Genomic DNA, 11,864 nt, shown 5'->3' with positions numbered 1-11,864 from the left:
ATATTTTAAATAAAAACAATGAGTAAAGCAAGAATTGAAGAATTAAATGAAAGAATTGCCCAAGAGCAAAAGAACCTGAAAATTACGAAGAACAATATGGCTCGTATGAAGGCTAATAATGGTCCCTCACATTATCAAGAATCGGGTAAAAGAAATATTAAACAGCATAAAAGCCAAATCAAACGATATAAAAATGAAATTGCTGAACTAAAAGGACAAAGTGTCTCTAGCAAAAACAGTGGTTCTTCTTCAATTTTTAGAGGAAATATATTATTTTTCCCTTTTAGGCTTATATGGTGGTTTATAAAATTCACTATGAAATAATAAATAGCATTTAATTACTAATTCTAATAATTTATAATTTTACCCCATAACCATTATGGGGTTTTTTATTTTCTAAATTGAAAAGCATACAGGTTCACATCCTCAGCATTTACACTATGTTTAATAATTTAAAAATACTTGCTATTTGGTATATTTTTTAATTTATTTTCTTCGTTTACGGTTTTCCGTAAAATAATAGGTTAATTTATATATATATTTGGATGTATGAAATTTGTAATATATATAAATAAGTTAGGGTGCATTTTAGAACAGACCGACAAAAAATCGTAAATTTGAAATATGAACGAGACGACAATATATTCAATAGGACACGGAAACAAAAAGATTGAGGACTTCATCAAGGAACTCAAAACATTTGAAGTACAATTTCTGCTTGACATTCGGTCTAAACCGTTTTCAAAGTGGAATCCACAATTCAATCAAAATGAATTAAAGTTCAAACTTGAAGAAAATGATATTAAATATGTTTTTGTTGGAGACACCTTAGGAGGTCTTCCCGAAGATAGGAGCTGTTATGACTATAATGGAAAAGTTGTTTATGACCTTATTAAAGAAAAAGACTTTTTCAAAGAAGGACTGGAAAGATTGACAACTGCAAATGAAAAGCATATTAAGCTTGCAATTATGTGTAGTGAATCAAAGCCAGAAGAATGCCATAGAAGTAAACTAATTGGTCAAGAATTGCTTAAAAAGAAAATATCCTTGAAACATATAGTTTCTGACAAATTAGTTAAATCACAAGAGGTGGTTATGGCAGAATTAACCAAAGGAAAGGGAACGGTTGACCTTTTTGGTAATGAAATTGACTTCACATCACGAAAATCATATTAAAATGGAATTTTTTACAATAGGAGTTTATAACTCAACTGAACAAGAATACTTTAAAAAGCTGACAGAAAACAACATTGACACCTTTTGTGACATCAGGCAACGTAGAGGAGTTAGAGGTTCACAATATGCTTTTGTTAATAGTAATAGGCTTCAACAGAAATTGAATGACCTTGATATTAAATACGGTCACATTATGGAACTTGCACCAACAAGCGAAATAAGAGACCTTCAAAAAGAAGCGGACAATCAAAAAGGAGAGTTAAAGCGTGACCGTAACAAATTGGGTCAGGTTTTTACGATTGCCTACAAAGACAGAATTTTAAACAAATTTGATTTGGATTCTTTTATTGACAAGTTAGATGAAGTGGATGCAAATAGAGTAGTTTTATTTTGCGTTGAAGAAAAGCCAGAAGCTTGTCATAGGTCAATAGTGACTGACAAATTGGAAAAACTCGGATATAAAATTACTCACCTATGAAAGACATCGTTTTAATTTTGTCAAAGACAAAAATGAATAATAATCAAGTTTGTGTTGGTGGTTTAACACTAAGCGGTAGGTATGTTAGATTAATGGATGAAAATGGTAATAATCAACCAGAAAATACTGACTTAGAACCAAAACAAGCTTGGGAAATAGAATTTGAAGAGAGACCTAATAATACACCACCTCACGTTGAAGATATTTTAGTTAAAAATAGAGTTCGCAAAGGAAATTTAAAGGATGGTATAACAATCAAAGATTTTATTGAAAAGCGAAACATTCCAATATGGAGTGGTCACCCAGATGAACTATTTGATAAATTTATTCAATGGACTCAAAGTGGAAGTGGCTATATTGATAAAAATGGAGGCATTCCAAACCATAGTGTTGGTTTTTGGATAAGCGACAAAGGTTTAAAGCGAAAAGACTATCAAGGAATTAGGTATCAATATCCTTCAATAAATGGTTGGCGTAGTTTAAAATTTAAAGGAACAGAAAACCCAGTTGATGTTATACCTGCCGGAACTTTAATTCGAGTTTCACTTGCAAGATGGAAAGCTTTTAATGAAGGGGAGCAACCTAAATGTTGGCTTCAACTTTCAGGTTGGTACGACTTAGGAGAAAGTTCAATTGAAGATGACGACTTACCGTTTTAGAAGAAAAACGCACCCTAACAGCACCTACCCAAAAGTGGCGGTTTAGTGGTTAAATCAAGCTTTGTACTTCTATCAAAGTTTGTACTTGGTTGACAATGAAGTGATTCGAAATCGCCACTTCTTTTAGCTGCAAAACGTTAGTAGATATTGCAATAGAATTCGAGAAAATAATAACATAAAATTAAAAATCATGAAAATCATAAAATTTATTTTAGGCGCCTTTTTAACGTGTGGTTCATTATTAACAATTTCAAGATATAATGGTGAACATATTGCGCAATTAATTGTTCCAGTATTAGTACTTGTTTTAGGAATTTGGCTAATTAGAAAAGCATTCGCTTAAACAAATAGTTAATAAATATGGCAGTTATATTATACCAAATTGGAATTTTTATTGCAATACAAATTGCAGCAATGTTTGGCAAAAACAGTAGAAATACAGCAATTGTATTAATCTCAATATTTACAATTCTACAAGTTTTTATGTCTTGGCTGTTACTACTTCAGTTTATAACAATCTATATTTCATATAATGTATCGAATAATCTCTTTTTTAACAAACCTGAAAAGAAAAATATTTCAAATAAAGTTTTATATAGTTTTAGAACTGAAAATGGAGGAAGAGGGACTCGAGAAATAGACATAAATGACAATAGTATTGATTCTGAAATTAGAGAAAAAGCAAGATTACAAAACCAAATAAGAGAACAATCTTTGAAAGAATATAATGAAAATCCAAATCACCGAAAAGCTGTTGATAATGTGATAAATGATATGTTCAAAAATATCCCAAAATAACAACCTCTGCTAACAGCAGTTAGTAATGACTTAAACAATAGTATACTCTCTTATTTTCTTCTAAAATTCATGAGCCTTTTTGTAATTGTGATCTTTTGTCTTAAATTAAATTTTACAACACTCCGCTATGCTTTGACAGAGTAAAACAATAACTTTGATTGACCAATACGAAAATGAACATTTCCCTATTGGATTACCAGATCCAATTGAAGCAATTAAATAAAGAATGGAACAAATGAGGTATAATCAAAATGTAATAGTACACATTTTTATAAATTAAAAATGGGTTGTCAAATGATTTGTATATTCCATTAGAAAAACAGTAACTAGTATTTATAAATAAATCAATACCCCCAATCATTATGGGCAACAGGTAAAGCATTCAATTCATCTCTATGCATTCTCCATTTAGGCATAAACTGATTCATATAAGCTACAAATTTATCATTATGATTACGTTCTAGTAAATGAACTAATTCATGTACAATAATATACTCTAAACAAATTACTGGTTTTTTTGACAATTCTAAATTCAACCAAATTCTTTTAGCTTCTATATTACAAGAACCCCATTTCGTTTTCATTTGCTTAATGACACAATCATTTGATTGTACCCCAATAACCTTTTCCCATTTAGCAATAATTTCAGGCACTTGTATTTTCATTTGTTCTCTATGCCATTCTTTTAATATTTTCCCTTTTTTATCAGTCGAAGTATTGGGTTTAACATATAGAACAATATTTTTGGTTCCTTTTATTTCAACTTTAGGAGAAACCTCTTGTTCAATAACTTTTAATAAGAATCTTTTACCTTGAAAATAGTGACTTTCACCCGTTATAAATTCGCGTGCAGTTTCTCTGGGTTGAGCTGCAAAATTTTTAATATGTTTTTTAATCCAACCTATTTTTGAAATAGCAAACAAACGCATCATTTCGCTATCCGTTTTTTCTGGAGCTGATAATCGAATTCTACCGTTAGGAGGATAAACCGCTAAATGCATATTTTTAATATCCTTACGAACGATATCAATAGTAAGATTGGATATAGTTAAAGTTTCCATCTTAATATTCATTTTGTGCTTTTACTATTTCCATAATCAGAGCAGTTGTCTCGTCATCTTTGATAATTTCATTAATAGCAATTTTTAACTTTTTTTCTTTAATTCCACCATCACGCCAACCATCTAATTTATTAGTCTTTATAACATTATCTAAGGCTAAAGCTAGTATTTCATTACCTTCAAGATTATCAAACAAAGCTCTTTTGGCATTAGAGTTTAATGAAGTTGGATAATCCGTAGTAGTCATAGGACTAGAAACATCACCAGCTAATGCTCTAATCTTATCTAAATATTCTTTATAGGCAATAACTTCTTCTTTTCGTTGTCTTATGAGTTCATCTAATAGTCTAGACATTTTTTCATAATACTTCGGATTGGTTTGACTTTCTTCAATAATTACTTTTCTAACATTATTTTCTATGGTTTCAGCAACTGCCTCTTGATGTTTTTTATTACCATAAGACTCTTCTGTTGGTTCACTAACATGTAAGATTAAATCAACTAATGACTTGTTTTCAAAATCTGATATTTTTTGACTGCTTTTAGCATCTAAATACATATCCATTAACTGACGCATTCCAGGTTCAAATTGTTTCAAATCTACATAATCACCACTGGCTCTTTTTATAGTTTCTCTAATGTCTGAATAAAATTGAACTTGTACTTTTATTTTTTCCGCCTCTTCTTCAGTATATCCCATTTTATGCATTTCATTAGCCACATTTGCATAAGCTCTAATTAATGATACAACCGATTTGTACAAAGTAACTCTCCTTTCTTCTGTATCTTTAATATCACTTGCAATTTCAGTATTACCACAAAAGTATCTGATAAAATGAGGCTCGTCTTGTGGGTGTACAGGTTCGCATAAAGCAATAACGGTTTCCAAAGCGTTTTCTAATCGTTCTTTGCTAACTTCATATCGATCAGAAAGCAATCCTTTTACATCATCTAAATCATATTCATCAAAAGCCCCAGAAGTATAATCGGTAATTGATTTTTTTAAACTATGAAATAAATCTTTATAATCAACAATATAGCCATAATCTTTACCATCATCATCTACACGATTTACTCTACAAATGGCTTGAAATAAACCATGGTCTTGCATCGATTTATCTATAAACAAATAAGTAGCTGAAGGAGCATCAAAACCAGTTAATAGTTTATCTACCACAATCAACAATTTCATTTTATTTGGTTCTTTGATGAATTGCGTTTTGGCATTTTGTTCAAACTCTTCAGTAGATTTACCATTCAACATTTTTTGATACACTTCATATTTCAAAAGCTTCTCTGTAGGAGTGCCTTCTCCTGTTTCCTCTCCTTTAATATCTCCATGATGTGGATTGTAAGAAGTAATAATAGCACACTCTTTAAATCCTGCATTTTGAAATAATTCATAATATTTACAAGCATTGTAAACACTACTAGAAACCAACATGGCATTTCCCTCACCTGTTGAAATTCTCGGTTTTATTTTAAAGTCTTTAATAATGTCAAAAACTATTTTTTCTAAACGCGATTTAGAACCCAATACCTTTTGCATGGTTCCCCATTTTCTTTTTAAATCTACCTTGGCAGCATCAGTCAATCCTTTCGTTTCAGCATCAAACCATTGGTCAATACTTTGTTGGTCGGTTACAAACTGTTCCACATCTCGTGCTTCATACAATAAGTCCAAAACCACACCATCTGCTACTGCTTCATCAAACTTATAAGGATCCCCAATATAAGGGCCAAAAACCTCTATACTTTTCTGTTTATCTTTTTTCAATAGGGGAGTACCTGTAAAACCAATAAATAAGGCATCAGGTAATAATAGTTTCATCGCATCATGCAATTTTCCCGATTGCGTTCTATGACATTCATCTACAAAGACATAAATATTTCCTTTGGCTTTAAAATCAACACTCAAATGTTTTTTTAAATCCTCAATATAGCCTTCAAAATCTCCTTCTTCAGAATTTCTACCAAACTTATGTACCAAACTTCCAATCAGCCAAGGACTAGTACTATTTAAAGTACTTATTAAATCTTTACCGCTTTTAGTTCTATAAATACTCTCATCAACACCAATAAATAACTTTTCAATTTGGTCGTCTAATTCCTCTCGATCTGTTATGATTAAAATACGACTATTATCTACATTTTCTCTAATCCATTTGGTTAGCCATACCATGGTCAAACTCTTTCCACTTCCTTGTGTATGCCAAATAATTCCTCCTTGTTTGGTTCGTACATTAGTATGAGCTGCTTTAATACCAAAAAATTGATTAGGACGACATAGTTTTTTAGTTCCTTTATCAAATACTATAAAATCATGTATCAATTCTAAAAAACGTTCTTTTTGACACATTAAATACAAATGTTTGTCTAAGGTGTAATCAAAAGTTTTATCAGACTCTTCTTTCCATTGTAAATAGTATTTTTCAGTAGTTTCAATAGTTCCATAACGTAAACCTTGTGTATCATTTCCTGCAAATACATATTGCATTGTGGTAAAAAACTTTTCAATGAAAAGAGCTTTTTGATTGTCTAAGTTTTGACGAATACCCTCACTAACACCCACTTTACTACGCTTTAACTCTAAAACACCTAGAGCAATACCATTAACATAAATAACGATATCAGGACGCTTAGAATGTTTCCCTAAAACGGTAACTTCTTCTGCAAAAGCAAAATGATTCTTAAAAGGCTCCTTCCAATTGATAAACCAAGCACGTTCTTTTAACTCTCCCAATTCTTCACGCACCGAAACCCCATAACGCAACAGTTTATAAACTTCTTTATTGGCATCATACAAACCACTGGTTAAGTTAGTAGCCGCTTTTACAAGTTCTTGAACTGCTTTTTTTGCAACAAGCTCAGAATAACCTTGCGTATGGATTAAAAAATCCAACAACAAGTTTTCTTCAACAGGTTGCGTTCTTTGTTGGTCTTCCCAATTGCCTAAATAATCATAGTCTAACTCATTTTTAAAAAGTGCAACTATACGGTTTTGGGTTTCACGTTCTGATTTACCTATGTTATTCATACACTTTATTTATAAATTCAATTGCAACTTCTACAAAGTCTTTATCTTCTGTTGGGTCAAGGTAATATTCTTTTTTATCATCTATTTGTTCTAACTTAAATTTTTGTACTAAATCACTAACATCAGTTGATTTAGCATTTATATACCATCGTTTATCATCTACATACATATACATACCTTTTTTTAGAATAATAAAAGTTTCTTCAATATCTCGAGCTTTGCAGTCTTTTGATACTTTTGTTGTGATTTTATTAGAATTAATTACAGCATCAACAAAACAATTAATATGAGCACTTTGAAGCGACGTTCCATCTAATTTATCAATTGTAAAATCAGTATCATTTCTAAACGAAAAAATACCTTTTTTTGAAATCATAGCTTTATTGTGTTTAAGTAATAAATTTATCCATTCAGGTTGATCATTCTTGCTAATACCATGTTTTATTATAGACTTTAATTTATCTTTAATATCAGATTCTTGAGAATTTTTTAGATAATCAAAATATTTTTTAAAAATAGGTTTTAATTTTTCACTATTTTCTTTATCGGTTAATATTCTATTCCAATTATCTTTTTTTCCAAAAAGCCATAAACTACCAAAATAACAATCACCAATTTTTATACTATAATCATCTACTGCCAATAAACTTCTTGAAATAAGCCCATCTGTAAGCTCACCAAATATTTGATAAAAATGAATAGTTAATTCAACTAAATCATCTTTATCTTTTATTAAATCTTCAAAATTATGCAAGTTCCCCTTTAAATATTGATGATCTTCTAATTGATGAATACATTCTAGAAGCTCTTTATTATTAGCTATTAAATTTGCTTTAAATATTTCATCTTGAAAATTTCTTTTAAGCTTAATGTTGTCTAATTTTTCATGTAATTTTTCATAAATATGATCACTTTCATAAATTGTTATTAATGTAGCTATAATATCAGGAAAAGATGAAGTTCTTAGCTCTGGTACATAAATATCTTTTTGTGTTCTGTTCCCTTTTTGGATAAACTTTAAAATATAATTTCTACAAATTCTTATATAAAATCTAAAATTATCAGTTATTATAAGATTAGTATGGTTGGAATTAATCATATAGTTTATTACAGAAAATAATATTAATTTTTCTTTACTATCAATACCACCAGTGTTATTTATTAATTTTTCAAACAAGTTTATGTTATTCTCAAATAAAGCAACTTTTTTATCTTCATAAACTTTTGAAAATAATGTAGTAAAAAAAACATCAATTTCAGTTCTAAAATTTAAAGATGATTTAACTGAAAACAAATCGAAAGATTTAATTAAGAATATTAAATTACTTTCATTTTCAAAAACTTGTTCAATAATCTTGAAATTATTGAAGTCAAAATCAGAAGTATCGTCTTGTGATTGTTTATAAAACAACATTTCAGATATATAACTAAAGAACCTAAGTATACGTTGGTCAATTGTATACGTTGCTTTTTGAGAATTATTAACTGAATAATCCCAAAATAAATCACACCATTGTCCATCTATTTTATCTGAAAATTCTTTTTTAAATTGAGGATGTTTTGCTTCTAAAAACTTTTCAAATTGAGCTTTAAAATTTTCATAATCTGTTAATGCTTTACCTCTTGCATTCATTTTTATATATAAATCATCAGTCATTTTTAAAAGCGGAAGATTTAAAAATTGAAATGTTATGATAGGATTAACATCATTTACTAACTTATCATAAAAGTTAGTTTCCAACTTAAATTTATTATGTATTGTATCTAACATGGTTAGCATACCTTTAACAGATGGATCGTTATCCCAAAATAGAAAATACCATGAAGTATTTCTAATAGTTTTAGAAAGACTATTGTTTTCATTTTCATCAGATGGGAGTAACTCAGATAAATTTAAATTGAATTTTACTAATGAATTACAAAATTCACGAGAACTTGTCCTTGTTTCATAGGTAAATCTTGATTTATCATCCAAAAGTAAATGTTCTTGAAATTGATCAACTCTTCCATCTTTATTAGCTAAATACCAATGCAATAAAAATAGCGTTGTTAATCTCTGTTGACCGTCTAGAGGAACAAATTTAGCAATACCACTTGTTTGACCAATTACACTTCCATAGACAAAATCTAAATCAACATTTTTATTTTCTTTTAAATGATAATACAATGCATCAATAAAAGTATTCCTAATTTTTATTTTATTAATTCTACCCTGTGCATAGTCTCTTTGAATAATTGGTATTTCTATAATGTAATTTTTTTTTCTAAATAAATCAAAAAAGTTTAATTGTTCACCTGTATTTGTATTTATTATTTGGTTCATTAATTTAAATTTTTAGGTTAGTTAAAATAAACTTTTAGTGTTTTTTTTATGTTTTCTAAATAGTTATTAGCGTCACTTTTTTGCCAAAATAACATGCCATCTAATTTTTCAGAATAACATTTTAAAAAAACGTTTTTTGTACATAAAGGCACAAAATAGCCGTCCATATCATTATTTAAAATTCGTTTTCTTTTTACAGGAAAAACAGCATTTTTATAGCTCCTATTGGTATGTGAATCTAATAATGTTAAATTAGAAATAGTATTTGTAAAACTTGTATTACTGTCAGATTTCGTTTGATAATCTTCTTTAAAATATGAAATTACTTTATTGTAAACTTTTGTAAACTCCTCTAAAGTATAATTATCATTTATTAAAAGTTTCTTTACACTTTTAACCATTTCATTTGCTTCGTCTGTATCTGTCTGAACAAAGTCTAATACTGTATTTCCTGTAAAATACTCCAATATATTATGCAACCAATTCTTACTTTGTTTCAATGATGGTATATCAGACATTACAGAACTTATATGTTCAATATCCCAATTTTCTTTTTTATACTCATCAAATGGAAACCTGCTATTAGATTTAATATTTTGTAACATTGTTTCAATATTAAATAATAATAAAATATTTTTTATATGTCCATCACCATAGACTAATTCATCTAGTTCAACTCCTTTAAATTTGGCTTTAATTTTTTTATATAATAAATTTTTAAACTCTATTTTAGATAACTCTAAAGATTTATCAAAAAGCTCATTAACTTTTGTCCCTGTTGTTATTAAAAAACCTATCAAATGATATAATGTTCTATCAGTATACCATTCTTCTAGTTTCATAAAGTATTCTTTAACTGAAAGCCATATTTTAGGACTATTTTTTTTATCAATGAGTTCTTCTTGGTATTTAACAAACGTATAATAATCATCATGAAAAGTTTTTTTATCTTTTATTAAATCAAAAATAAATTCAATTCTAGTATCATATTTTGTTTCATTATCATGTATAAAATACCAAAAATTATCGTCTTGTAATGTGTTTTCTATTTTATCCCACTCACTAGCAATCTCTATTTGTTTTAAATAGAATTGCTCAATATCTGGTAAATTAAGATTGTCTTTACTTAAAAAAAGGGCTTTTATTAATTCAGCATTAGTTAATGGAATTTTTCCCATATTAATTCGTGTAAAAATATCTACTTCATCTTTTTCACTAATCTCATACCAAATAATTTTAACGTTTTTACCTATTGCTCTATCGTTAAGTAATGTGTTTAAAATGGCATTTTTGTAACTACCATCATGCTCTCCAAACCATTGCTCTATAGCATCATAAGCTTCTGACATATGAAAGTAATCGATATTTTCATACCTTTTCTCCCTATCCATTGTCTTTAAAAACTCTTCACTATCTATACGAGTTTCATAAGTAATACTATAAGTTTGTTTACCTAAAAACTCCATACCAGCTTTTAAATATCTAAGAATTAAATAAATCGTTGTTAATCGTTGTTGACCATCAACTAAAACCCATTTACCTTCGCTATTGGTAACTACTAAAGGTTGCAAACAATAAAAAGCCTCACTTGATCGATCTTGACTTTCAAGAAAAAATTGCAAAATATCATCTAGTAATGCCTTAACTTCCTTTTTAGTCCATCGATAACCGCGTTGGTATGAAGGCACATAAAAGTTTTTGTTTAGCAATTCTGTAATAGGTAATAAATCAAGGTTTTTATTCATGTTATAAATATTTTATATGAAGTTTATTCAGTATTCTTACTTAAATTCCCTAAAAAAATCAATACTATCCATTGTCATTTCTGGCATATAATCGGTATTGTCAAAAGTAAAAATAGCACAAAAAAAAGCTGCTAGCTTTTCATCCGTTTGATACACTTTTCTCAAATCCTTTTTAATTGTTTTTTGATAATCTTGCAAAATAACAAAAACCAATTCATCAAAACTTTCAGGAACATAATCTAACGTTTCAGTAGAAAGCCCTTTTTTAAAAAACTCAAAATCTTCTTTTTTAAATTCCATTGCTTCTACAAATAATGAAAAATCTTCATGAGGATGCATATCTTGTGTTACTTCAAGAAACTGACTGCAAATTGAAGCAAAAGCACTAGCATAAAGCTTTCCTTCTAAATCAGCATTAGGTTGAATGCTTGGATATTTTAAAAGGCTTTTGACCACATCATATAAAATAGCACATTCTTTGTAATAGATGTCTAAAAGAAGGCTAAAGGGTTTTGAGTTTTTCATTTATTTTTATATTTTTTTTTAAAATACTATTGAAGCACTTGGTTGATTTGATTGATTTTTGC

11 protein-coding genes and 1 pseudogene are annotated in these 11,864 nt (G+C 28.7%); 7 read left to right on the top strand and 5 right to left on the bottom strand.

Annotated elements, in window-relative coordinates:
- Positions 1 to 18 precede the first annotated feature (18 nt).
- The 7 genes and pseudogenes from OLM55_RS11260 to OLM55_RS11230 all read left to right on the top strand — a co-directional run.
- Complete coding sequence (locus tag OLM55_RS11260) at positions 19 to 324, top strand: hypothetical protein (RefSeq protein WP_264559002.1); 306 nt, start codon at positions 19 to 21, stop codon at positions 322 to 324.
- Between the two features lie 300 nt (positions 325 to 624).
- The gene (locus tag OLM55_RS11255) at positions 625 to 1,176 is read left to right on the top strand and encodes a DUF488 family protein (protein ID WP_264559001.1); all 552 of its coding nucleotides are present in this window, start codon (positions 625 to 627) and stop codon (positions 1,174 to 1,176) included.
- 1 nt (position 1,177) lies between these two features.
- Positions 1,178 to 1,654 (top strand): DUF488 family protein, encoded by a 477-nt coding sequence (locus OLM55_RS11250; protein ID WP_264559000.1) that lies wholly within the window; start codon positions 1,178 to 1,180, stop codon positions 1,652 to 1,654.
- Complete coding sequence (locus OLM55_RS11245) at positions 1,651 to 2,313, top strand: dual OB domain-containing protein (RefSeq protein ID WP_264558999.1); 663 nt, start codon at positions 1,651 to 1,653, stop codon at positions 2,311 to 2,313. Before OLM55_RS11250 ends, OLM55_RS11245 begins: the two co-directional genes overlap by 4 nt.
- A gap of 190 nt (positions 2,314 to 2,503) precedes the next feature.
- Positions 2,504 to 2,656, top strand: a complete 153-nt coding sequence (locus OLM55_RS11240) for a hypothetical protein (RefSeq protein WP_264558998.1) — start codon at positions 2,504 to 2,506, stop codon at positions 2,654 to 2,656.
- A gap of 17 nt (positions 2,657 to 2,673) precedes the next feature.
- Positions 2,674 to 3,111: a hypothetical protein gene (locus OLM55_RS11235; RefSeq protein ID WP_264558997.1), complete on the top strand. Its 438-nt coding sequence runs from the start codon at positions 2,674 to 2,676 to the stop codon at positions 3,109 to 3,111.
- Between the two features lie 154 nt (positions 3,112 to 3,265).
- Positions 3,266 to 3,331, top strand: a pseudogene (locus tag OLM55_RS11230) (transcriptional regulator); the annotation flags it as partial.
- Positions 3,332 to 3,455: 124 nt separating this feature from the next.
- Here OLM55_RS11230 and OLM55_RS11225 read toward each other — a convergent pair.
- From OLM55_RS11225 to OLM55_RS11205, 5 genes are read right to left on the bottom strand one after another with little or no spacing between them, the layout of a single operon-like run.
- A complete protein-coding gene (locus OLM55_RS11225; RefSeq protein WP_264558996.1) occupies positions 3,456 to 4,172 on the bottom strand; it encodes a M48 family metallopeptidase in 717 nt (238 codons plus the stop codon).
- Position 4,173: 1 nt separating this feature from the next.
- Entirely contained in the window at positions 4,174 to 7,209 is a 3,036-nt protein-coding gene (locus OLM55_RS11220; RefSeq protein WP_264558995.1) for a type I restriction endonuclease subunit R, read from the bottom strand.
- The gene (locus OLM55_RS11215) at positions 7,202 to 9,532 is read right to left on the bottom strand and encodes a DUF262 domain-containing protein (RefSeq protein WP_264558994.1); all 2,331 of its coding nucleotides are present in this window, start codon (positions 9,530 to 9,532) and stop codon (positions 7,202 to 7,204) included. Before OLM55_RS11215 ends, OLM55_RS11220 begins: the two co-directional genes overlap by 8 nt.
- A 17-nt stretch (positions 9,533 to 9,549) precedes the next feature.
- Positions 9,550 to 11,277, bottom strand: a complete 1,728-nt coding sequence (locus OLM55_RS11210; protein ID WP_264558993.1) for a DUF262 domain-containing protein — start codon at positions 11,275 to 11,277, stop codon at positions 9,550 to 9,552.
- A 36-nt stretch (positions 11,278 to 11,313) separates the two neighbouring features.
- A complete protein-coding gene (locus OLM55_RS11205; protein WP_264558992.1) occupies positions 11,314 to 11,802 on the bottom strand; it encodes a hypothetical protein in 489 nt (162 codons plus the stop codon).
- Positions 11,803 to 11,864: the final 62 nt, after the last annotated feature.

The sequence above is a fragment of the Flavobacterium sp. N2270 genome, from assembly GCF_025947225.1.
Taxonomy (GTDB): Bacteria; Bacteroidota; Bacteroidia; order Flavobacteriales; family Flavobacteriaceae; genus Flavobacterium.
Note: the sequence above shows the minus strand (reverse complement) of the source record. Positions and strands in the feature narration are given on the sequence as shown.